Source organism: Sulfitobacter rhodophyticola, assembly GCF_041281685.2.
Classification (GTDB): Bacteria; Pseudomonadota; Alphaproteobacteria; order Rhodobacterales; family Rhodobacteraceae; genus Sulfitobacter.
This window is the reverse complement of the sequence record NZ_CP166251.2, coordinates 3,115,990-3,139,012: the sequence shown is the minus strand read 5'-3', so window position 1 is coordinate 3,139,012 and position 23,023 is coordinate 3,115,990. Positions and strand designations below refer to the sequence as shown.

At 62.5% G+C, this 23,023-nt stretch carries 23 protein-coding genes and 1 tRNA gene; 17 read left to right on the top strand and 7 right to left on the bottom strand.

Annotation, left to right across the window (positions count from 1 at the left end):
- Window positions 1-8 precede the first annotated feature (8 nt).
- Window positions 9-854, bottom strand: a complete 846-nt coding sequence (locus tag AB4X18_RS16460; protein WP_370401109.1) for a putative hydro-lyase — start codon at window positions 852-854, stop codon at window positions 9-11.
- Between the two features lie 91 nt (window positions 855-945).
- On the bottom strand, window positions 946-1,824 hold the full coding sequence (locus AB4X18_RS16455; RefSeq protein ID WP_370401108.1) for a LysR family transcriptional regulator: 879 nt from the start codon (window positions 1,822-1,824) through the stop codon (window positions 946-948).
- A gap of 75 nt (window positions 1,825-1,899) precedes the next feature.
- Between AB4X18_RS16455 and AB4X18_RS16450 the strand changes: the two genes are divergently transcribed.
- Window positions 1,900-2,553 carry a DUF2848 domain-containing protein gene (locus AB4X18_RS16450; RefSeq protein WP_432816803.1) on the top strand — a complete coding sequence of 218 codons (654 nt, stop codon included), beginning with the start codon at window positions 1,900-1,902 and terminating at the stop codon, window positions 2,551-2,553.
- 146 nt (window positions 2,554-2,699) lie between these two features.
- Here AB4X18_RS16450 and choV read toward each other — a convergent pair whose 3' ends face one another.
- The 3 genes from choV to choX all read right to left on the bottom strand — a co-directional run bounded on the left by choV (window position 2,700) and on the right by choX (window position 5,561).
- Window positions 2,700-3,719 (bottom strand): choline ABC transporter ATP-binding protein, encoded by a 1,020-nt coding sequence (choV, locus tag AB4X18_RS16445; protein WP_370401107.1) that lies wholly within the window; start codon window positions 3,717-3,719, stop codon window positions 2,700-2,702.
- On the bottom strand, window positions 3,716-4,549 hold the full coding sequence (choW, locus tag AB4X18_RS16440; RefSeq protein ID WP_370401106.1) for a choline ABC transporter permease subunit: 834 nt from the start codon (window positions 4,547-4,549) through the stop codon (window positions 3,716-3,718). The genes choV and choW overlap by 4 nt, the downstream gene beginning before the upstream one ends.
- Window positions 4,550-4,637: 88 nt before the next feature.
- Window positions 4,638-5,561: a choline ABC transporter substrate-binding protein gene (choX, locus tag AB4X18_RS16435; RefSeq protein ID WP_370401105.1), complete on the bottom strand. Its 924-nt coding sequence runs from the start codon at window positions 5,559-5,561 to the stop codon at window positions 4,638-4,640.
- A gap of 174 nt (window positions 5,562-5,735) precedes the next feature.
- Between choX and AB4X18_RS16430 the strand changes: the two genes are divergently transcribed.
- The 11 genes from AB4X18_RS16430 (at window position 5,736) to AB4X18_RS16380 (ending at window position 16,470) form a co-directional block, all read left to right on the top strand.
- Window positions 5,736-7,280 (top strand): acetolactate synthase large subunit, encoded by a 1,545-nt coding sequence (locus tag AB4X18_RS16430; RefSeq protein ID WP_370401104.1) that lies wholly within the window; start codon window positions 5,736-5,738, stop codon window positions 7,278-7,280.
- 54 nt (window positions 7,281-7,334) lie between these two features.
- Window positions 7,335-8,144, top strand: coding sequence for a ChaN family lipoprotein (locus AB4X18_RS16425; protein ID WP_370401103.1), 810 nt, complete (start codon window positions 7,335-7,337; stop codon window positions 8,142-8,144).
- An 11-nt stretch (window positions 8,145-8,155) separates the two neighbouring features.
- Complete coding sequence (locus AB4X18_RS16420) at window positions 8,156-8,467, top strand: antibiotic biosynthesis monooxygenase family protein (RefSeq protein ID WP_370401102.1); 312 nt, start codon at window positions 8,156-8,158, stop codon at window positions 8,465-8,467.
- Window positions 8,468-8,630: 163 nt separating this feature from the next.
- Complete coding sequence (locus tag AB4X18_RS16415) at window positions 8,631-8,843, top strand: hypothetical protein (protein WP_370401101.1); 213 nt, start codon at window positions 8,631-8,633, stop codon at window positions 8,841-8,843.
- A 314-nt stretch (window positions 8,844-9,157) separates the two neighbouring features.
- Entirely contained in the window at window positions 9,158-11,275 is a 2,118-nt protein-coding gene (locus AB4X18_RS16410) for a sensor histidine kinase (RefSeq protein WP_370401100.1), read from the top strand.
- 66 nt (window positions 11,276-11,341) lie between these two features.
- On the top strand, window positions 11,342-11,998 hold the full coding sequence (gene gph, locus AB4X18_RS16405; protein ID WP_370401099.1) for a phosphoglycolate phosphatase: 657 nt from the start codon (window positions 11,342-11,344) through the stop codon (window positions 11,996-11,998).
- Between the two features lie 90 nt (window positions 11,999-12,088).
- Window positions 12,089-13,063 carry a phosphate/phosphite/phosphonate ABC transporter substrate-binding protein gene (phnD, locus tag AB4X18_RS16400; protein ID WP_370401098.1) on the top strand — a complete coding sequence of 325 codons (975 nt, stop codon included), beginning with the start codon at window positions 12,089-12,091 and terminating at the stop codon, window positions 13,061-13,063.
- A gap of 80 nt (window positions 13,064-13,143) precedes the next feature.
- On the top strand, window positions 13,144-13,935 hold the full coding sequence (gene phnC / locus AB4X18_RS16395; RefSeq protein ID WP_370401097.1) for a phosphonate ABC transporter ATP-binding protein: 792 nt from the start codon (window positions 13,144-13,146) through the stop codon (window positions 13,933-13,935).
- On the top strand, window positions 13,932-14,753 hold the full coding sequence (gene phnE, locus AB4X18_RS16390) for a phosphonate ABC transporter, permease protein PhnE (protein WP_370401096.1): 822 nt from the start codon (window positions 13,932-13,934) through the stop codon (window positions 14,751-14,753). The genes phnC and phnE (AB4X18_RS16390) overlap by 4 nt, the downstream gene beginning before the upstream one ends.
- Entirely contained in the window at window positions 14,753-15,568 is an 816-nt protein-coding gene (gene phnE, locus AB4X18_RS16385; protein ID WP_370401095.1) for a phosphonate ABC transporter, permease protein PhnE, read from the top strand. The genes phnE (AB4X18_RS16390) and phnE (AB4X18_RS16385) overlap by 1 nt, the downstream gene beginning before the upstream one ends.
- A complete protein-coding gene (locus AB4X18_RS16380) occupies window positions 15,532-16,470 on the top strand; it encodes an HAD-IIA family hydrolase (protein WP_432816802.1) in 939 nt (312 codons plus the stop codon). Before phnE (AB4X18_RS16385) ends, AB4X18_RS16380 begins: the two co-directional genes overlap by 37 nt.
- Before the next feature lie 61 nt (window positions 16,471-16,531).
- Here AB4X18_RS16380 and AB4X18_RS16375 read toward each other — a convergent pair.
- Window positions 16,532-16,621: transfer RNA gene (locus tag AB4X18_RS16375), tRNA-Ser, on the bottom strand.
- Between the two features lie 224 nt (window positions 16,622-16,845).
- Between AB4X18_RS16375 and AB4X18_RS16370 the strand changes: the two genes are divergently transcribed.
- Genes AB4X18_RS16370 through tmk form a run of 3 tightly spaced genes read left to right on the top strand, consistent with a single transcriptional unit; the run spans window position 16,846 to window position 19,606 of the window.
- Complete coding sequence (locus tag AB4X18_RS16370; protein ID WP_370401093.1) at window positions 16,846-17,778, top strand: SPOR domain-containing protein; 933 nt, start codon at window positions 16,846-16,848, stop codon at window positions 17,776-17,778.
- Window positions 17,779-17,813: 35 nt separating this feature from the next.
- Window positions 17,814-18,983 (top strand): D-alanyl-D-alanine carboxypeptidase family protein, encoded by a 1,170-nt coding sequence (locus AB4X18_RS16365; RefSeq protein WP_370402649.1) that lies wholly within the window; start codon window positions 17,814-17,816, stop codon window positions 18,981-18,983.
- Window positions 18,980-19,606 (top strand): dTMP kinase, encoded by a 627-nt coding sequence (tmk, locus tag AB4X18_RS16360; protein ID WP_370401092.1) that lies wholly within the window; start codon window positions 18,980-18,982, stop codon window positions 19,604-19,606. Before AB4X18_RS16365 ends, tmk begins: the two co-directional genes overlap by 4 nt.
- 10 nt (window positions 19,607-19,616) lie before the next feature.
- Here tmk and AB4X18_RS16355 read toward each other — a convergent pair whose 3' ends face one another.
- The gene (locus AB4X18_RS16355) at window positions 19,617-20,561 is read right to left on the bottom strand and encodes an NAD(P)-dependent oxidoreductase (RefSeq protein ID WP_370401091.1); all 945 of its coding nucleotides are present in this window, start codon (window positions 20,559-20,561) and stop codon (window positions 19,617-19,619) included.
- 107 nt (window positions 20,562-20,668) lie between these two features.
- Between AB4X18_RS16355 and AB4X18_RS16350 the strand changes: the two genes are divergently transcribed.
- Entirely contained in the window at window positions 20,669-21,832 is a 1,164-nt protein-coding gene (locus AB4X18_RS16350) for a reductive dehalogenase (protein ID WP_370401090.1), read from the top strand.
- Window positions 21,833-21,929: 97 nt separating this feature from the next.
- The gene (locus tag AB4X18_RS16345) at window positions 21,930-22,841 is read left to right on the top strand and encodes a pirin family protein (RefSeq protein WP_370401089.1); all 912 of its coding nucleotides are present in this window, start codon (window positions 21,930-21,932) and stop codon (window positions 22,839-22,841) included.
- Window positions 22,842-23,023: the final 182 nt, after the last annotated feature.

The window sequence follows — 23,023 nt, the reverse complement described above, 5'->3', positions numbered from 1 at the left end:
GTGTTCTCCTAGTTGGTGTTATCTTGAGTTGGATACCGGGACAGCACGTTGGTGTCCGATCTTTCACCGGCATCCGCGATCAGCATGCAGCCGGGTTTGTGGGTGATGCAAAGCGGCAATTGCGCTTGCAGCAATACATTTTGCGGGGTGACGCCGCAGGCCCAGAAAACGGGCACTTCATCCGCCCGAACCTCGACCGCTTCGCCCCAGTCAGGGGTGTTCAAATCGTCAATCCCCACCTCCGCCGGATCACCGATGGCCACCGGCGCGCCGTGGGCCTGCGGGAAGGCGGCGGAGATGCGCACGGCATCCTCCACGCGGGATTCGTGGATGGGCCGCATGGTGATCACCATCGTGCCGCCAAACGGCCCCGCAGGCGTCAGCGCCAGCGACGAGGAATACATCGGCACGGTCTTGTCCTCGTCGATGTGGCGCACGGGAATGCCCGCCTCCATCAGCGCGTTTTCGAAGGTAAAGGAACAGCCCAGCGCAACCGCCACCAGATCGTCGCGCCACAGCGCCCTGATATCGCTTACTTCCTCCGCCAGCGTCCCGTCGCGGTACACCCGGTACTGCGGTACGTCCGTGCGGATGTCGATGTCCGCGCCCAGCGTGCGCAGCATCGGATCGCCCGTGTCGCCCACGCCCACCACCGGGCAGGGCTTGGGATTGCGTTGACAGAACCGCATGAAATCCAGCGCGACATCCTCGGGAAGAATGGCCAAATTGCACTGCAGCTTGCCCGGTGCCAGCCCCGCCGTATGGCGCGCATAGCGTCCCGCCCTGATCTCCGCACGGACTTTCTCCGCGTTCTGACCGCGCAGGGCCGCATAGGGCGTTTCGTGATCCAGCATGTGCGCAGCCTCCCCAGACCGGGCAAAGGTCACATGTTCGCTGTTTCAGTTCAAATTATGATTTCGGATCAGTCGTGATAGATATTTGTTATCACCCCGACTGCGCCGCATCCCATTCCAACGCCACCTCCCGCGCCATCAGCGCGGCCTGTTCGGAGAGGGAATCGTAGGGCTCCGCCAGATAGGACGCGGTGAATTCCAGCGGGTTGGGCGTGAGACCGGGATCAAAGGCCTCGATCTGTCCCGCGGCGATCAGCGGTCCCGCCAGGGCGCGCGGATAAGGCCCCACCGCAACGCCCGCCGCGATCATCCGCAACGATGCCGACAACGAGGCAGAGGAAAACATCCGCACCCCCGGCCCCAACCGCCCGCGCAATGCGGCCATCAATTCCCGGTAGGGACGCGTGTTGGCCGAAAACGAGATCACCGGCACCCGCGCCAGATCAACCGCGCCTGCGCCTGCCGCCTTCACCCAGGTCAGCGGAAACTGCGGCAGCGCCACATTGCCGATGGTGAAATCCGAAACCGGCCCCATCAGGAACGCCACATCCAACTGCCGCCCCACCAACCCTTCCCGCAAGTCGCGGGAGATATCGACAGTCAGATCCACATCAATCTTCGGATAGGCCGCCGAAAAGACCCGCAGGAACTCCGGCAACCAGCTTTGCGCGATGGTCTCCGATGCGCCGATGCGAAACAGCCCTTCCATCTCGGCGGCGTTGCTGACGCGCCGCCGAATTTCCTCCTGCACGAACAGCATCTGTTCGGCATAACCCATCAGCGTCATGCCCTCCCGCGTCAGCTTCAAGGCGGTGTCACCCCGTTCGAACAGCGTCACCCGCATGGCGTCCTCCAGCGTGGCGATCCGGTTGGAGACGGCGGGTTGCGACAGGTTCAACTGCGCCGCGGCACGCCGAAAGCCCCCCAGCTTGGCCACCCAGAAAAACGTCTTGATCTGATCCAGCGTCACCTTGCATCCATCCCGCCTTGCAATCCATGCAGCTTACCGCTTTGGTAAGGCATTGCCAGCCTTCAAGGAATCCCAATGCACTTCGACACAGACACCGGCCCCCTCGATGCACCGATCAAGACGCTGATCATCGCCGGCTGGACCGGCCGGGACGCGGCAGCCGTGCGGCATCATATCAATGAACTGATGGCCATCGGCATCCCCGCGCCTTCGCGGACCCCCCTTTATTACCGTACTGGCGCAAATCTGTTGACGCAGGCCGATCAGATCGATGTGCTGGGCAAGGCCAGTTCCGGCGAAGCGGAACCGCTGGTGGTGCAGGCCGGTGGCAAACTGTGGCTGGGCCTTGGGTCCGATCATACGGATCGGGAGTTCGAAAAAACCTCCGTCGCCGCCTCCAAACAGATGTGCCCGAAACCCGTGGGGACGCAGCTGTGGTCCTGGTCCAGCGTCGCGGACCGCCTCGATGACCTGGTGCTGAGCGCAGAGATTTTCGAGAACGGTGCATGGGTCGGCTACCAGAAGGGCAAGCTGTCCAAGATCAGACCGCTGGAAAAACTGATCGAGGCGGCAGGCATGAAAGACGGCTTTGCGATGATGTGCGGCACCCTGCCCGCCATCGGCAGCGTGCGTCCTTCCGCCCAGTTCCGCGCGCGGCTTCATGATCCGGAAATGGACCGGGAAATCACCCTGTCCTATACCGCCAACCGCCTGCCGTTGATCATCTGACAGGGGCTGTTAACGTTGTCCCCGCGGGGACAGATTCACACTTTTCCGTTAAGATTTACCTGATGTTAAAACCCGTAGGGTGCGCATTCATTGCGCATCGCCCGTCCGGTTTGGGTGATCCTATCGGTGCGCAATGAATGCGCACCCTACGTTTTCAGACGATCCACGATACTCTGCGCCGTGATCGTCCCCACGGCCGCGCCGTCTTCCACCACTTCAAGCGAGGCGACCTTGTCCGTCAGCCGCGCGATGATATCCGCCACCGGCGTCTCCACAGCGACGGTGCCATCGGTGGCATACTTGTCCTGCGGCATCATCACATCACGCGCGGTCAGCACGCCAAGCGGGTTCATATTTGCCACGAAATCAGCGACATACTCCGATGCGGGGTTCGAAAAAATCTCCCGCGGCGTTCCCATCTGTACAATCCGCCCACCTTCCATAATCGCGATCCGCCCGCCCAGCTTGAATGCCTCATCCAGATCGTGACTGACGAAGATGATCGTGCGTTTGAGATCGCGCTGCAGGTCCAGCAGTTCGTCCTGAAGCCGTGAGCGAATGAGCGGGTCAAGTGCAGAGAACGGCTCATCCATCAGCAGGATCGGCGCTTCGGTAACAAAGGCCCGCGCAAGGCCCACGCGCTGCTGCATGCCGCCCGAAAGCTCCCCCACCTTGCGGTCGGCCCAGTCGGACAACCCCACCAAAGCAAGCTGTTTATCGGCCCGCGTTAACCTTTCGGTTTTGGGAATATTGGCGAATTCCAGCGCCATCGCCACGTTGTCACGCACTGTCCGCCAGGGCAGCAGGCCGAACTGCTGAAACACCATCGACACGCATTCGCGCCGGATCTGGCGCAGGTCAGCTGCGGAGCATCCCGGCGTCGTCGCAGACCACGTGCCATCGTTTACCGTCACCGACCCCCGCACCACGGGATTCAGCCCGTTGACCGCGCGCAAAAGCGTGGATTTGCCTGAGCCGGACAGCCCCATCAGCACAAGGATTTCCCCCGTCTCCACCTCCAGCGAACAATCATGCACGCCCAGGACCTGCCCGGTGGCTGCCTCCACCTCGGACCGGCTTTGACCGTCGTCCATAAGCGGCAAGGCCTTCCCCGGCTTGTCACCGAAGACAATGGAAACGTTATCGAATTTGACTGCCGTGCTCATTTCTCGCCCACCCGCAGCATCCGGTCGAGCATGATCGCCACGACCACGATGATCAGACCGCTTTCAAACCCCAGCCCGGTGTTCACCTGATTGAGCGCGCGCACCACCGGCACGCCCAGCCCGTCCGCGCCCACCAACGCCGCGATGACCACCATCGACAGCGACAACATGATCGTCTGGTTCAGCCCCGTCATGATCTGCGGCAGCGCGTAGGGCAGTTCGATCTTCCACAGGGTCTGGCGCGGAGTGGCGCCGAAGGCTTCCGCCGCCTCAGTCAGCGCGCGCGGGGTGGAGGCGATGCCAAGCTGCGTCAGCCGGATGGGTGCGGGCAGCACGAAAATTACGGTGGCGATCAGGCCCGGCACCATGCCGATGCCGAAAAAGACAATCGCGGGAATGAGATAGACGAAGGTCGGCAGCGTCTGCATCAAATCCAGCACCGGCCGCATGAAGCGGTACAGTCGCGGTCGGTGTGCGGCAGCAATGCCGATGGGCACACCCAGCCCCATGCAGACCACGCAGGCCGACAACACCAGCGTCAGGCTTTCGGTGGTTTCCTCCCAATAGTCCTGGTTGAGGATGAACACAAAGCCAATCACGACGAAGAACACTGTCTTCCAGTTGCGCTGGATCAGCCATGTCAGGGCGGCAAACAGCGCCACGATGATCAGCGGATGCGGTGTCTGCAAAAGCCACAGGATTGCGTCGATCAGCCATTCCATCCCCAGCGCCAGACCGTCAAAGAACCATGCCCCGTTGATCTGGAGGTAGTCGAAAGCCCCCTCGGCCCAGTCGTCGATGGGGATCTTGTTCTCTGTCAGCCAATTCATGGTGGGTCCTTCGTGCCGCAGCCTGCGGAAGTGGGTGCCGGGCGGCCCGCGTGTGAAAGGGCCGCCCGGCGTTTTGTCAAAGGGCGGATCAGCCGCCGATGGCGCCCATCACGGCCGCTTTCGCGTCACCACCGTCCTTGGTGGTCACACCGTCAAGCCAGCTTGCGGCCGTATCGGTATTGGCCGACAGCCATGCGCGCGCGGCATCATCGGGGTCTTCGCCGTCATCCAGGATCGCGCCCATGATCTCATTTTCCATGGCCAGCGTGAATTCCATGTTTTCCAATAGCTTGCCAACATTGGGACAGTCGCCAACATAGCCTGCGCGCGTGTTGGTATAGACTGTGGCACCACCCAGATCGGGACCGAAGAAATCATCGCCGCCTTCAAGGTAGGTCAGTTCGAAATTCGCATTCATCGGATGCGGTTCCCAGCCGAGGAACACGATCGGTTCGCCCTTGCGCGACAGACGCTGGACCTGCGCCAGCATCCCCTGTTCGGAGCTTTCCGCGACCTCGAACCCCGACAGGCCGAAGGCATTGTCGTCGATCATCGACTGGATCAGGCGGTTGCCGTCGTTACCCGGTTCAATCCCGTAGATCTTGCTGTCCAGCGCGTCGGCGTTTGCGGCAATCGCGTCAAAGGAGGTGATGCCCATGTCTGCAGCCGCCTTGTTGACCGCCAGCGTGTACTTGGCCCCTTGCAGGTTGGCGCGCACGGTGTCGACGGTGCCAGCCTCGCGGTAGGGGGCGATGTCGGCTTCCATCGTGGGCATCCAGTTGCCCAGGAACACGTCGATGTCGCCGGCGGCCATGGAGGTATAGGTGACCGGCACCGACAGGATCTTGATCTCCGTCTCATAGCCCAGCGCGTCCAGCACCACGGTCGCGGCGGCGGTGGTGGCGGTGATGTCCGTCCAGCCCACGTCGGAGAATGTGACCTTGTCGCAGTTGGCCATCGCGGCGGTGCCAACGCTGAGCGCGAGGGCGGTGGTTGTGAGCAGCTTTTTCATGATAGGTGTCTCCCTTTGGGATGCTTGATTTTCCGCAATTAAACAAAGGGCATTCGGCACGGCGATGCAACAGCTATTCCGGGGCGGGCCAACGTGCATCAGGGGTGCCGCGCGCCATTGTCCCCGCCGCCCGCTTGGGTCTAGGGTGCCGAAGAACCACGCGGAGTATCCCCCATGAACGGCGCGACAAGCCTTGTCAAAACCATGCTGGCCAGCGGTGTCGACACCGTGTTTGCCAATCCCGGCACGTCCGAGATGCATTTTGTAGCTGCACTGGATGCGCACCCCGACATGCGTTGTGTGTTGTGCCTGTTCGAAGGCGGCACCAGTGGCGCGGCGGACGGGTATTTCCGGATGAAGCGGGATGTGGCGGGGACATTGCTGCATCTGGCTCCCGGTTTCGGCAACGCCTTCGCCAACATTCACAACGCGCGCAAGGCGGGGTCGGGCATGGTGAACGTGATGGGGGATCACGCGATCCATCATCTGCAATACGAAAGCCCGCTGAAGGGCGACACGGTGGGGATCAGCCAGACGGTCAGCCATTGGACGCGGATGTCGCCAGATGCCACCAGCGTCGCCTCCGACGGTGCCGATGCGATCCGCGCCGCGCGCAGCCGCAACGGGCAGATTGCGACGCTGATCCTGCCTGCGGATACCGCATGGGACGCAGCGGAGGGGCCGATGACCGCCGCCGCACCCCCTGCCCTGCGCCAACCTGATGCGGCAGCGGTCGACGCGGCGGCACGGCAATTGCAACAACCCGGTGCGGCGCTGATGATCGGCGGGGTGGCCTTGTTCGGCGCGGCACGCGAGATCGCGGGGCGCATCGCGGCGCGCACGGGCTGTCGGCTTGTCTGCGATACGTTGCTGGCGCGGATCGCCAAGGGTGCGGGCACCGCTCAGATTGAGCAATTGGTCTATCCCGTGACCCCCAAGATCGCGCAACTGGCGGATGTCGCCTCGCTCACGCTGCTGGGGGCGGAACGGCCCGTGGCCTTCTTTGCCTATCCGGGCAAGCCCAGCCTGCCGGAGCCGCCGGGCTGTGCGGTCACGACGCTTTGCGCGCCGGAGGAGGACATCACATGGACCTTGAACGCGCTGGCGGAGGCGGTCGGCGCCGTCAACACAGAACCGGTGCGCACCACACTGAACCTGCCGGCGGTCCCGACGGGGGATCTGACGCTGGCCAAGGTGGGACAGACGCTGGCGGCGTTGCTGCCGGAGAATGCAATCGTGTGTAACGAGGCGATCACTTCTGGCCGGGAGGTGATGCCGCATACGCAGGCGTCACGTCCGCACGATGTGCTGGGGGGGACCGGGGGCGCGATTGGTCTGGGTCTGCCTATGGCCGTGGGGGCGGCGATGGCCTGCCCGGACCGCAAGGTCGTCGCGCTTATCGGCGATGGTACGGCGATGTATACGCTGCAATCGTTGTGGAGCATGGCGCGTGAGGGGTTGGACGTCACGGTGATCATCTTTGCCAATCGCGGCTATCAGATTCTGCGCGACGAATTGAAGAACGTGGGCGTGAACAGCTATGGCGCGAACGCGCAGGCGATGTTCGATGTGGAAGGGCCGGAACTGGATTGGGTGGCGCTGGCCAAGGGGCACGGGGTTCCCGGCACGCGGGTGACGGACGCGGATGGTTTCGCGCGTGTTTTGCGGGCGGGGATTGAAGGTGACGGTCCCTCCTTGATCGAAGTTGTTTGCGGGTGAGGGCGCGGCCATCGCGGCCTCGTTTTTTCGCGCTGCCGTTCTAGGTTCCCAGCCATGAAAAGATGCGCCGCCCTTCTGCTGGGTCTGACCCTTGCCCTGCCCGCCGCCGCCGATCCCCCGTTGCCTGATACGGCGACGCTTGAGGCGATGGCGGCGGCCGACGTGGTACTGATCGGAGAGACCCACGACAACGGGGCGCACCACGCCGGACAAGCGGCGTTGATCCGCGCGCTTGATCCTGCGGCGGTCGTGTTCGAGATGCTGAACCCCGAACAGGCAGCCATGGTTGAAGCCGATGAAGGTGACGTGTCAACGCTTGGCACGCGGATTGGCTGGGACCAGGCGGGCTGGCCGGATTTCGCGCTGTACCAGCCGATTTTCGAAGCCTTGGGCGATGCGAAGGTGGTGGGCATGGCCCTGCCCCGTGACACCGTGCGCGCGGCTTTTGCCGATGGGGCGGCGGCGGTCTTTGGCGCGGGCGCGGATGACTATGGCCTGACGGATCCCCTGCCCGACGCCGAACAGAAGGCGCGCGAACAGATGCAGTTTGACGCGCATTGCGAAGCGATGCCGCTTGAGATGATGCCCGGCATGGTTGAGGCACAGCGCCTGCGCGATGCGCATTTCGCGCGCGTCACCCTGCAGGCTCTGGCCGATCACGGCGCGCCCGTTGTGGTGATCCTGGGCAATGGGCATGTGCGCACCGACTGGGGCATGCCCGTGTACCTGGAACGCATCGCACCCGATGTGCGCCGTTTCGCGTTTGCTTTCGTGGAGGGGCCGCAGAACGGCACGGCCTTTGACGGTGCGATGACAACCCTGGTACCCCGGCGCGACGATCCCTGCGCCGCTTTTTCCAACTGAAGGACCGCGCGATGTATATTGCCATGAACCGCTTTCACGTCACCCCCGCCAATGCCGACGCCTTCGAGGCGCTGTGGCTGGGACGGGACAGCCACCTCAAGCAGATGGACGGTTTTGTCGAATTCCACATGCTGCGCGGGCCGGAGGTGGAGGGCGTGATCCTTTATGCGTCTCATACCGTCTGGCGGGATGAGGAGGCTTTTCGCGGCTGGACGCGGTCGGATGCCTTCCGCGCGGCGCACAAGGGGGCCGGTGCGACGGCAAAACTGCATGAAGGTGCACCGACCTTCGAAGGATTCACGACCATTCAGCATATCAGTTAATGCAGCAGGCCGGGCGCGCGTGCATTAGAAACGTGAAGATTTGGTTAAGACAGCCCTTCCGAAACGGTGGACTCATTGGGCGAAACACGCTCAGCTACGGCTCAGGCACCTGTGGGACGGGTCGCCGATTCTGTGGATAACGCCTTGGGGGGCTTTATTGTCTATGACTGAAACCGGCTATGTCACGTCTCATCCGATCCAGCACATTCAGAACCTTCTGCCTGAACAAGTGCCTGATTTCATTTCCAATCAACAACGCAACCGGGCCCTGACCGCCCTGATCAAACAGCTGAATGCGACGCTGTTGAGCGGGCAAGCGGAGCAGCGCGAAGGCGCGCGGATCGCGTTGGAGAAACTGGGCTTCATCGACGTCTGATCGCCGCGACGACCGATGCACCGACGTGGCGTAAGCCGCTGCTGGCGCGCCGCCATCATTGGCGCGACTGACCCGTGGATACGGCGCCTTGTTCTTGCCCAATTCCACCATTACGCGATCTGGTGTGTTTAGTGCATCAGCTGCAATGCGCCTCCTCCCCCCTATTTTTATGTGTGAAACCCTGAGCCTGTCGCGATTGCCGCGATTCACCCAGAAATTGAAGAATCCCTTATATCTGCCCTAAAATCCACAGAATCATTTGGCACATTCTGACCTTAATGAGCGCCCGGACAGTAAACTCGGTGGCAGGCAGAATGAGCGACGCAGATACACAAGACAATCCCAAGCGGAAGGTGCTTTCCTTCTCACGGGCGAGAAAACGGCAGACGATGATGCGGCTTGTGCTGTTTACGGCACTGGCGGCAATCATGGTCGTCGTGGCGCACAAGATCGAGAACCTGACCTATCAGAACTACGTGCGTGACGCGAAGCTGACGGCGACCGTGCGAATGATCGAAGTGCGCGAGCGGATGCAGTCGGAATTGTTTGACCGGATCATGGATCTGAACGACCTGTCGGCGCAGATCGGGCAGAAGCCCGACCTCAACCGGACAGAGTTCAACCTCAAGGCCGTTGATTACATCCTGAACAACCCCGAAGTGCGCAGCGTCGTGGCCGCCCCGAACCAGATCGCCACCATGGTGTTCCCCCGTTCCGAGGAAGAAGGCATCATGGGGACCGATTACCGCGTCAACAGCGCCTATTACCGCAAGCTTGAAGCGGCGCTGCGCGCGGATGAGGGTTTGATCAATGGCCCGGTCAATCTGGCCACGGGCGGGCGCGGGCTGATCCTGTCGCGGGCGGTCTATGACAACAGCAGCCCCGGTCCCGGTCATCCCTGGGGCATGATTTCAATCGTGCTGGATTACGACAAGCTGATGAACAAGGTCGGATTTCCGGAATTCGAGACCAAATTCAACATGTTGATCAGCGAAGTTGAAGCGGTCTGGCCCTATAGCCAGCAGGTGATGTTCGGCGACATCGCGGTGCTGGACCAGAACCCCATTCGCCTAAGCCTCAACCTGCCGTTCGGGCAATGGCAGTTGGCCGCGACGCCCGAAGGCGGCTGGCCGCGTCACCGGCCCAATCATCTGCCGCGGTGGTTCATGATCTATGCGGCGATGGGCATCAGCCTGCTGTCGCTGTGGTATGTGATGCGCCTGTTCGACACCCGCCGCCGGGCGGAACGTCAGTTGTCGGTGGGGATCGAGGCGCTGGACCACGGCTTTGTCATGTTTGACGCGGACCGTCGGCTGGTGGCCTTCAACAACAAGTACAAGCAGCTTGCGGGCGGGTCCGGCATGGTGCGGCTGGGCGCGCGGTACGAAGACATCGTCAAGGCGAACCTGCGCAAGAAGCTGATCCCGGATGCCATCGGCCGCGAGGAAGAATGGTACGAGGAATGGTCCAAGCGCCTGCATGACAAATCGTCTGACAAGGAGCAGATCCTTGCCGATGGCCGTCTGATCCGGGCCTACGACCGCCCGATGGATGATGGCAGCGTGGTGGGCCTGCGCATCGACATTACCGACCTGAAAAAGGCGCAGATGGCGGCGGAAGCGGCCAACAAGGCCAAGACCGATTTCATGGGTGTGCTCAGCCACGAGTTGCGCACGCCGCTGACGGTGATCCTGGGCCATGCCAAGTTGGCGCGCAACGTCCGCGCGATGCCGGTCTATCGCAAGCTGATCAGCGAGATCGAGGCGCACCCGGAGGCGCGCGACGACATCCTGCCCAAGCTGGATGCGATGAACAACCAGATCGCCACCATGATGGAATCGCTGGAACGGTCGGGCAACCACCTGTTCACGCTGATCAGCGAGATCCTTGATTTTGCCAAGGTGGATTCAGGTACGTTGTCGATGGACATGGTCGACACCGATGCCGCCCGCATCGCCCAGCCCGTGATCGACCAGATGCGCCCGATGGTGGAGGAAAAGGGTCTGACCCTATCCGCGCATGTCAACGAATTTGCGCTGGTGGCCGACGACAAGCGGATCCAGCAGGTGCTGATCAATCTCATCGGCAATGCGTCGAAATTCACCGACAAAGGCACGATCACCCTTGATATCAGCGAGACGGACGAAAACGTCCTGTTCCGCGTCAGCGATACCGGCATCGGTATTCCGGAAGAGCATCTGGGCCGCGTGTTCGAGGCGTTCCATCAGGTCGACAACAGTTCGGGCCGCAAATACGGCGGCACCGGTCTGGGGCTGGCGATTTCGCGCGATATCGCGCAGGCCCACGGCGGGGATCTGATTGCGACCAGCGCCCCCGGTCAGGGCAGTACCTTCATCCTGTCGCTCCCGCGTCCCGAGGCGGAGACGGAAGGCGACACGAAGGACACGCCGGTTCGGGCGATGGTTGCCTGAAACAGTTTGCGGCGGCCCTGTGAAACAGGCGTGGCACCCCGGCGGGCTTCGCGGTAATCCTGCGCCATGACTGACATATCTGCGCTTATCTTCGATCTGGATGGCACGCTGGTTCACAGCGCGCCCGACATTCACGCCGCCGTCAATATGGCACTGCGCAAGCTGGGGCGCGAGACGCTGGATCTGCCCACGATCATTTCGTTCATCGGCAACGGCATCGGGGTGCTGACCGATCTGTGTCTGAAGGCCACGGGAGGCACCGATTCTGAAACCCACAAGACCGCGCTGGCGCATGTGCTGGAGGCGTATCAGCGCGACATGACAACGCTGACACGGCCCTATCCGGGGGTGCGCGACGCGCTGGAAGATTTTCATGCGCGTGGCGTCCCGATGGCCATCTGCACCAACAAGCCTGCGCAGGCGGCAGTGGCACTTTGCGCGGCGCTTGATCTGGCGCGCTTTTTCGATGTGATCGCCGGGGCGGAGGACGGCCAGCCGCGCAAGCCCGACGCGGCACCGCTGCTGGATGTGATCACCAGGATGGGGGCCGCACCGCAGTCCGCGCTTTATGTCGGAGACAGCAAGGTGGATTACGACACCGCCGCCAACGCGGGCGTTGCATTCCGGCTTTTCAATGGCGGCTATCTGAACCATCCCCTGCCCGATCTGGGGGCAGCAGACCGGTTCGAACACTGGTCCGATCACGGAATTGCGGCGGGCTGATCCCATTCGGGGAGGCCGAAATAACTCCTTTATGTCATGGGGTCTTCACGCTAGCGTGCGGGCAAAGAAGTTCATAAGGGAGAGAGAAACATGACATTGAAATCCACACTTCTGAGCGGTGCCGCCTTTGCGCTGGCGCTGGCCTTTGCCGGGCCCGCCGCCGCACAGGATTGCCCCCGCGGTGATCTGGACGAACGGTTCTGCGACGTGGACGGCGACCTGATCGCGGACACCCCCACAGATCCGGCCGATCAGGTTGATCCGGACACGCTGATCTTTGCCTTTACGCCGGTGGAAGACCCTGCCGTCTACAAAGACGCATGGTCGGACTTCCTGACCCACCTGGAAGCCGAGACCGGCAAGTCGATCGTATTCTTCCCGGTGCAGAGCAACGCCGCACAGATCGAGGCGATGCGGTCAGGCCGGTTGCATATTGCGGGCTTCAACACCGGGTCCAACCCGCTGGCGGTGAACTGCGCGGGCTTCAACCCGTTCACCATCATGGCCTCCACCGATGGCAGTTTCGGCTATGAGATGGAGATCATTACGTACCCCGGCTCGGGCATTGAAAAGGTCGAGGACATCAAGGGGAAGCAAATGGCCTTCACCTCGCCCACCTCAAACTCGGGCTTCAAGGCACCCAGCGCCATCTTGAAGTCGGATTTCGACATGGTCCCGGAACGCGATTTTGAAGCAGTCTTTTCGGGCAAGCACGACAACTCGATCCTGGGCGTGGCCAACAAGGATTATCCGGCAGCCTCCATCGCCAATTCGGTCAAATTTCGCATGATCAGCCGCGATGTGATCGCCGAGGACGACTTGGTGACGATCTACACCTCGCAGACTTTCCCCACCACGGGCTATGGCACGGCGCATAATCTCAAACCAGAATTGAAGGAAAAGATCCGCAATGCGTTCTTCAACTTCGAGTGGGAAGGCACGTCGCTTCAGAAGGAATTCGAGAAATCCAACGAAGGTCAGTTTCTTGAGATGACCTACCAGGAGTACTGGGACGTGATCCGCAAGATCGATGCGGCCAACGGCGTTAGCTATAGCTGCGAATAAGTTGATCCGGGCGGGCTTTGAGCCCGCCCTTTCCAAACAGAAAAACGGGGCACGCAAGCCCTGCATTCAGGGGGACGGGCATGCTGCGGCTTGATAAGCTGGTAAAGACCTACAAGACCGGGGATCAGGCTCTCAAATCGGTGGCGATTGAGGTGCCCGAGGGGCAGGTGCTGGCCCTGATCGGCCCGTCTGGGGCGGGCAAATCCACGCTTATCCGCTGTATCAACCGGCTGGTCGAACCGACGTCGGGCGACGTGTATCTGGGCGATGTCGAATTGACCGGCTTGTCATCCGGCAGGTTGCGGCGCGAGCGGCGGCGCATTGGCATGATTTTTCAGGAATACGCACTAGTTGAGCGTTTGACCGTGATGGAGAACGTGTTGTCCGGGCGTCTGGGCTATGTCGGCTTCTGGCGCAGTTTCCTGCGGCGGTTTCCGCAATCGGATGTGGATGAGGCGTTTCGCCTGCTGGACCGGGTGGGGCTGGCGCATATGGCCGACAAGCGGGCGGATGAACTGTCTGGCGGACAGCGGCAGCGCGTCGGCATCTGCCGGGCGCTCATTCAGAACCCGGCGCTGTTGCTGGTGGATGAACCCACTGCATCGCTCGACCCCAAGACATCGCGCCAGATCATGCGGTTGATCTGCGAATTGTGCCGCGAACGCAAGCTGGCGGCGATCATCAACATTCACGATGTGGCGCTGGCACAGATGTTCGTGCAGCGGGTGATCGGCCTGCGCTTTGGCGCGGTGGTCTATGATGGGCCGCCCGACGGGCTGTCGCCCGAAAAGCTGACCGAAATCTACGGCGAGGAAGACTGGGAAGCGACCATCGAAAAGGTGGACGACGAGGATGAGGTCGCGGCACAATGAGCGACATCGCCTTCGATATACAGTCCCGCGTCGGCAAGCCGTGGCGCAAGCCCGCGTTTGTCAAACGTGCCTGGCTGCGCTGGGTGTTTATTCTGGGCTTTGTCGCCTATCTGATCGCAGCCTACATGACCATCGACGTCAATTGGGCGCGGGTCTATGAGGGGCTGGAGCGCGGCAAGCAGTTCATTCTTGCGTTCACCAGCCCGGATTTCACCTCAAGATCGGGTGATATCTATGACGGGATGCTGGAAAGCATCATCATGACCGTGGCGGCATCGGTCGTGGGCATCATCATTTCGATCCCCATCGCGCTGGGGGCCGCGCGCAACATCGCGCCCCTGCCCGTCTACCTGATCTGCCGGTCGATCATCGCCGTCAGCCGCGCCTTGCAGGAGATCATCGTGGCGATCCTGCTGGTGGCGATCTTTGGCTTTGGCCCGCTGGCCGGGTTTCTGACGCTGAGCTTTGCGACCATCGGTTTCCTGTCGAAGCTACTGGCCGAGGATATCGAGAGCATGGACCGCGTACAGGCCGAGGCGATCAAGGCTTCCGGCGCACGCTGGACGCAGTGGATCAACTACGGGGTGCAGCCGCAGGTCATGCCGCGCCTGATCGGCCTCAGCATCTACCGCGTCGACATCAATTTCCGCGAAAGCGCCATTCTGGGGTTGGTAGGCGCGGGCGGCATTGGCGCGACGCTGAACACAGCCTTTGACCGCTATGAATACGACACTGCGGCGGCGATCCTGATCCTGATCATCGTCATTGTCATGGCATTGGAATACCTGTCGGGCATCATCCGGGCGAGGGTTCAGTAATGCCGGTGCGGGATGACGGCAGCGTCAAGCTGTGGCAGCGGCGCACGGGGCGGGAAAGCCTGTTTCACTGGGTGCTGTGGCTGGTTGGCATCGCGATCTTTGCCTATTGCTGGCAGCGGATTTCGGAGACGACCACATGGTTCTTCGTCTGGGATGCGCCGCGCATCGCGGGGGATATCTGGACCCGCGCCACGCCGCCACGCTGGGAATACATCACGCAGTTGGGCAAGCCCATCTGGGACACGCTGAACATTGCCACGCTGGGCACGATATTCGCGCTCATCCTTGCCGTACCGGTGGCGTTTCTGGCGGCGCGCAATACCACGCCGTCGGCCTATGTCATCCGGCCCATTGCACTGCTGATCATCGTCTCGACCCGGTCGATCAATTCACTGATCTGGGCGCTGCTGCTGATTGCCATCATCGGGCCGGGTGTGTTCGCGGGCGTCATCGCCATTGCCATCCGGTCGATCGGCTTCTGCGCCAAGCTGCTTTACGAGGCGATCGAGGAGATCGACACCACGCAGGTCGAGGCGATCACCGCCACGGGTGCCTCGCGCTGGCAGGTGATGGCCTACGGCATCGTGCCGCAGATCCTGCCTGCGTTCGCGGGCATCGCCGTCTTCCGCTGGGACATCAACATTCGCGAAAGCACGGTTTTGGGGCTGGTGGGGGCTGGTGGCATCGGGTTGCAACTGTCGTCGTCGCTCAATGTGCTGGCGTGGCCGCAGGTGTCGCTGATCCTGCTGGTGATCCTGGCTGCTGTGGTGATCTCCGAATGGGTATCGGCCAAGGTGCGGGGCGCGATCATTTGAAAAAATCCATGACGATGCCGGAGGCTTTTGCCGCCTATGAAGCCGTGCGCGCGCGCCTGCCGGACGTCACGCGCGACGCGCCTTGCCGCGCCCTGCCCGATCTGGATGCGATTGCGGATGAGGTGGACACTTTTCTGCTGGATGCTTTCGGTGTGCTCAACATCGGAGAGACGGCGATTGACGGCGTGCCCAAACGGGTGGCGCGGTTGCAAAAGGCGGGCAAACGGGTGCTTGTCGTCTCCAATGCTGCGGGTTTTCCCCATGCGATGCTCCTGAAGAAATACGCGCGCCTTGGATATGATTTTGCGCCCGATGACGTGATCACCAGCCGCAAGGCCGTGCTGGCGGGGCTGGCCGCCGCGCCGGACCTGCATTGGGGGCTGATGGCCAACCCGGATTTTGGCCGTGTCGATCTGGACGGTCTGAATGTCAGCTTTCTGGAGGATGACCCGGCAGCCTATGAGGCCGCAGAGGGGTTCGTGCTGATGGGAAGTGCGGTCTGGACCGAAAGCCGTCAGGCGATGCTTGAAGCCGCGCTGCGCGCCCGCCCGCGTCCCGTCTATGTCGGCAACCCCGATATCGTCGCCCCGCGCGAGCAGGGTTTTTCGACCGAGCCGGGCAGCTTTGCACACCGTCTGGCCGATGCCACGGGCGTGGCGCCACAGTTCTACGGAAAGCCGTTCGGGAATATCTTTGATCTGGCCTTCGCCCATCTGGGCGGGATCGACCCCGCCCGCACCGTGATGGTGGGCGACAGTCTGCACACCGATATCCTTGGCGGTCAGGCGGCGGGGATCAAGACCGCGCTGATTGCAGACTACGGGTTCTTTGCGGGCCATGACGTCCAGCCGCGGATCGCGGCAAGCGGCATTGCGCCAGATTTCATCCTGAAGCGGCCGTGACCCCCACGGTTGATCATTGCAGCGGCACGGAAGGACGGAAGCAGTGGTGCCTGGTAGGCGCTGGCGGAGGCTCAGGGATTCGAACCCTGGGGACGCTCTCACGCCCGCCGGTTTTCAAGACCGGTGCATTCGACCACTCTGCCAAACCTCCGCAGCCCGTCTCTCCTAATCGGCTGATTGCGATTCGGCAAATGCCCTTTGCAGGGGGTTGGAACATCCAATTGTGAAGGGGAAATCTGCCGATCAGTGCAGGCTTGTCTTTTCAGGGCACCCGACACAGGCTATGGTGCCGTCAAGATCCTCGTCAGGGGACAAACAGGTGCGCTCGGCAGATGGCCATTGCCGGGCCGGGCCAGCAGGCAAGGACAGCGACAGATGAGCAGTATATCCACTCCCATGATGGACACGCGACGCGGACCCTTTGGGCGCAAAAAGCTGTTCGCACTTGGTGTTGCGGCCACGATCATTCTGGCGGGCTGCGATGACGCGGGCAACTTCAGCCTGTCGATGCCGGAGTTTGGCGGCGGTGGTGGCAGTGAAGCTGCCGCCGGTGTCCCTGCCGCTTCTGCCCAGACGGTGGAGCGGGACGTGGAAGCGCCCGAGGTCTTCAATGTCTCCGATCAGGGGTTGTGGGATGGCCGCCCGTCGCTGGGCGGTGTCTGGGTCGCGCATCCCGACGTGAGCGAGCCCGAGCGGGTGATCATCCGCAATGAGGCGAACGGCAAGTTCGTCATTGGCGCCCTTTTCCGGCGGGAACGGGATTTGCCCGGTCCGAAGTTGCAGATTTCCTCCGATGCTGCCGCGTCGCTGGATATTCTGGCGGGTGCGCCTGCGCCGCTTAACGTGACCGCGTTGCGCCGGGAGGAAGCGGAGGTGCCAACCACCGACGCCGCGCCCGAAGACATCACGGAGGTCGCAGGGGTTGCCGCACCCGCTGACGTGGCTGAAACGACGCTTGATCCTATCGCTTCCGCCGGTGCCGCGATTGATGCCGCAGCACCCACGACGACGGAAACCGCGGCCGCCGCACCTGCGCCAGCACCTGCGCCCGCACCCGTTGCGAAACCTTCCAACCTTGCCAAGCCCTTCATCCAGATCGGTATCTTCAGCGTCGAGGCGAATGCGAACCGCGCCGCCAAACAGATGCAAAGCGCCGGCATGGTGCCCACCGTCAAGAAATCCGAGATCAACGGCAAGCCGTTCTGGCGCGTGGTCGTAGGGCCGGCAAACACCAAGTCCGAATTGAACAGCATATTGAAAAACATCAAGGCCGAAGGCTTTTCGGACGCCTATGCGGTGTCCAACTGACCTGAGCCCTGCTGAAAAGGAGCCTGCCCCAGATGATGATGCGCCTGCTTTCTGCCAGCTTTGCGCTGATCCTGCTGACCCTGCCCGCCGCTGCGTTCGAAACCAAGGCGGGTGCGGCTTACGTGATTGACCAGACCACCGGCACGGTGTTGCTGGCCAAGGACCCCGATACGCCGCTGCCGCCCGCGTCGATGTCCAAGCTGATGACGCTTTACATGGCGTTCGAGGCGGTGGAGCGCGGCAAGGCCGCAGGCGGGCTTGATCTGGTCGAAGAACTGCCGGTGTCCAAGCACGCGATGTCCTATGGCGGGTCGACCATGTTTCTGGACACCACCGACCGGGTGTCGGTGGAGGACTTGTTGCGCGGCATCATCGTGCTCAGCGGCAACGACGCCTGCGCGGTGATTGCCGAAGCGCTCAGCCCCGATGGCACCGAATACGGTTTTGCCCGTATGATGACCCAGCGCGCGCAGCAGTTGGGCATGACCAATTCCACCTTCGCCAACTCCAACGGCTGGCCGCAGGCAGGCCATCTGATGTCCGTGCGGGACCTGGCCCTGATTGCCGACCGCATCATCACCGATTTTCCCCAGTTCTATCCGCTGTTTGCCGAAACCGAGTATCTGTTCGACGGACGCGCGCCGCAGAACAAGTCCAACCGCAATCCCCTGCTGCGTCTGGGCATCGGTGCCGACGGGCTCAAGACCGGGCACACGCAGGAAGCCGGATACGGGCTTGTCGGATCGGCCAAGCAGGGCGACCGTCGGGTGATCTTCGTCATTTCCGGACTGGAAAGCGCCTCTGCCCGCGCGCAGGAGGCCGAAGCCATCGTGAACTGGTCATTCCGTCAGTTCACCCAGCGGGAACTGGGCAAGGCCGGTAAACAACTGGCCGAAGCGCCTGTCGCGCTCGGGATGCAGCAGACCGTGGGGTTGGAGCTGGCCGAAGACCTGTCGGTGCTGGCCCCCGTGACCGGTGGCACGGGTATAAAGGGCGAGGTGATCTACAAGGGGCCGTTCCATGCACCCATCACCAAGGGAGAGACGCTGGCCGAACTGGTCATCGACCGTGATGACCTGCCGGAGGTGCGCGTGCCGCTGGTCGCGTCAGAAAGCATCGCGCCGGGTGGTTTCATGGTAAAGCTGACGGCGGCGGCCACACATCTTCTGGCGCGTCTGAACGCCGGTCCGCAGGACGCTTCGTGAGCGAAGGCGGCCTGTTCATCAGTTTTGAAGGCATTGACGGGTCCGGCAAGTCGACGCAGGCGCGGCTGTTGGCGGAGCATCTCCGCAAGACGGGCCGCGACGTGGTACTGACCCGGGAACCCGGCGGATCGCCGGGGGCCGAGGAAATCCGCGCATTGGTCCTGCAGGGCGACCCCGACCGCTGGTCGGCGGAGACAGAGATCCTGCTTTTCACCGCGGCGCGCCGCGATCATCTGGAACGCACCATCCGCCCCGCTTTGGCGGCGGGAAAGGTGGTGATCTGCGATCGGTTTGCCGACAGCACCCGCATGTATCAGGGCCTGTCGCGCGGCAATCTGCGCGCCACAGTGGATGCGCTGCATGATCTGATGATCGGGGTGGAGCCGGACCTGACCGTGCTGATTGACATGAACCCCAAGGACGGGTTGAGCCGGGCGTTGGGCCGCAACGGCGTGGAAGAACGGTTCGAGGAGTTTGGCGAAGAATTGCAGGAAGCCATGCGCGCGGGTTTTCTGGATCTTGCACGGGAATACGCCGACCGCTTTGTCGCGATCGACGGCGCGCGCGATGTGGATGCCGTTGCCGAGGACGTGATGGCCGCGGTCGCTGCGCGCTTGCCCTAGCGTTCTGGCCCTAGCGCCGCACCGGCACCTCATATCCCCGTTCTTCGGGTTCGTCGTCTACCAGTTCTGCCGGAAACCCCGGCGCGGTGATGCGGAGCCCGGTTGCCTCCTCCAGCCGTTCGATCATCCGGTCCGATTGCGCGCGTGCGCCATAACGCGCCTGTCCGTCGCTCAGCATCTCGATCATCTTGGGCGACAGTTCCAGCGGGACGCCGTGATCATCCGCAAGCTTCTGGAACAACCCCACGTCCTTTTGCACCAGATCAAGCGTGAAATTCACATCGCGCGATCCCGACAGGATCAACTGGCTTTCGGTCTCATGCACAAAGGAATTGCCGGAAGACGCGGCGATGGCCTCATACGTCACACCAAGGTCCATTCCGGATGCCTTCATCACCGTCAGCGCCTCGCACAGGGACAAAAGGTTCATCGTTGCCAGATAGTTGGTCATCACCTTTAATGTGGATGACGTGCCCACGTCCCCCACATGCAGGATGCGCCGCCCCATATGCGTCAGGATCGGCAATACCTTGTCGAACGTGGGCCGTGTGCACCCGGCATAGATGGAGATATTGCCCGTATCTGCCCGGTGGCACCCTCCGGACACCGGGCAATCCACCGCTTCGCCACCCGCCGCGATTACTGCCTGCGCGTGGGACTTGATCTGCTCCGCATCCGTCGTCGACATCTCCATCCAGATCTTGCCGGGCGCGACGTGGGGCAGCATTTCCGCCACCACCGCCGCACAGGCGCCGGGGCTTGGCAGGCAGGTGATCACCGCATCACAGGTCCGCATCAGGTCCGCCGCAGACGTGCCCGCCCGCGCACCGCGCGCTGCGAAATCAGCCACGAAACCGGCGTTCAGATCAAACACCGCCAGATCGACCTCGTTGCGCAGCAGCGATCCCGCCAGCTTGCCGCCCACATTGCCCAACCCGATGAACCCTATCTTCATGCCGCACTCCCTTGTCGCGTTTTGCCCATCAGCCCTGCCTGCAAGCGACCTGTCGCGCCCGATTGCGACCCTTTGACAAATCACGCCGCACACGGCCAACATGCCCCATGAACATCCGTAACGATCACACCCATCCCGATGACGCCGCCGCCGGGATAGAGGTCACGCCCGAGTTTGAACGCTTTACCCAGCGCAATGACATCTTCACCCGTGCCTTTTGGGATCCGGCGGTGCGCAGCCCGAAAACCGATGCGTTCTTTGCCTCCTACCGGATGGAAGCCGCGCCGCGCCGGGGCGATGGGTTTGGCCAGCGCGATTTTGCCCTGCGCAACGCAAGCTGGCTGATCAGCGATGTGATCACCAACCGCGGCGCAGAGGATGGCAAACGCGAGGGCTTTCAGGCCCCCATCGCCAATGACACCCCCGTCGCCCCCGAACAGGTCCCCGTCGATGACCCCGCCGCCATGAGCGCGGAGATCAAGCGCATTGCGCAGTTCTTCGGCGCTGATCTGTGTGGGATCACCGATCTGGATACCCGATGGCTTTATGAAAGCCGGGTCGATACCCGCGACATGTCCGCCGCGCCGAACGACCTGCCCCAAGGCCTGCGCCATGTTATCGTGCTGGGCCACGAGATGGAGGAAGATCTGGTCGCCACTTATCCGTCCGCCCTTGCCGGGGCCGCCACGGGCCGCGAATACAGCCATGAGGCCGCGGTGGTGATGCAACTTGCCGCCTATATCCGCAACCTCGGCTATGAAGCGACGGCTTCGATGAACGACACCGGGCTGGTGATCCCCTTTGCGGTCAAGGCCGGTCTGGGCGAATACGCCCGCAACCAGATGGTGATCACACCCGAATTCGGGCCCCGCCTGCGGTTCTCCAAGATCTTCACCAACCTGCCGCTGACCCACGATACGCCCGCGCCCAAAGGCGTGCGCGCCTTCTGCGACATCTGCACCAAATGCGCCGATGCCTGCCCGGTCAAGGCGCTGCCCTACGGCCCACCGGAAGTCACCAAGGGCAGCCCTTCGGCCATCAAGGGCGTGCGCAAATGGACCTCGGACGCCGCCAAATGCTTTGGCTTTTGGGCAAAGCTGTCGTCCGATTGTGCGATTTGCATGCGGGTCTGCCCGTTCAACCGTGATTTCCGCAAATGGCAGCACCGGGCGTGGCTGAAAATTGCCCTGTCGCGCTGGCGCAAAGTCGCCTTATGGCTGGACCGCAAACGCGGCGGCCGGGTGAAACCCGCCGCATGGTGGGCGCGCTAGTCCTGCGCATGGATGCACAGCACCCGTTCACGCGAACCCCTTGCCCACTGCCGCCCCCTGCCCCATCTCAGCGGTAACCGAACGAAAGAGAACGCCCATGTCCCTCAGACCCACGCTGGAAACCCGCCGCGCCACGCCCACCCTCGAAGGGGCCGGCGTCAAGCTCCACCGCGCCTTCGGCTTTCAGGACCCGAGCGAACTGGACCCCTTTCTGCTGTTCGATGATTTCCGCAACGACCGTCCCGAGGATTTCGAAAAAGGTTTCCCCTGGCACCCCCACCGGGGGATCGAGACGATCACCTATGTCCTCGAAGGCACCGTCGATCACGGCGACAGCCTGGGCAACACCGGCACATTGGGCGCGGGCGACGTGCAATGGATGACCGCAGGATCGGGCATCCTGCATCAGGAAATGCCCGCCGGAAACACCCGTGGCCAGATGCACGGGTTCCAACTGTGGGGCAACCTGCCTGCGGCCCAAAAGATGTGCGCGCCGCGCTATCAGGACGTGACCAGCGCGGATATCCCGGTGGTGACGGACGATGACGGCACCCGCGTGAAGGTGATCACCGGAGATTTCTGGGGCAAACGCGGCCCCGTCGATGGCATTGCCGCAGACCCGCAATACCTCGATATCTTCGTGCCCGCGGGCCTCAAGAAAACCTTCCGCATCGACACCTACCGCCGCGCCTTCGCCTATGTGTTCGAAGGGGCCGGTGCCTTTGCCGATGCCTCCGCCCCCACGGGCGTTCTGCTGGAAAAGGAAGTGGCGGGCGAAGAACTGAACATCCGCGATCTGTCGGGCGACCGCACGCTGATCCGCTTCGGCACCGGCGACGAAGTCACCGTGCAGGCAGGGCCCGATGGCGTGCGCTTTCTGCTGATCTCCGGCGCGCCGATCGAGGAACCCGTCGCCTGGCATGGCCCCATTGTGATGAACACCCAGGCCGAGCTGCAACAGGCCTTCGCAGATCTGCGCAACGGCCAGTTCATCAGACCCGCCCACTGAGCCAAACCGGTGATTCCCTTCGGGGTCAAGGATCGCGGCACGCGACCAATCTTTGATTGGCCTGTCCTTGAGGCCGGAGGGAATCGCCCCCACCCTCGAACAGGTGCCTTGAGGACACATGTGTCTCTCAAGCGCCTCTCAGCAAAACGGGTCTCTGCCAACCCGCACCAGCAAAGGACGTC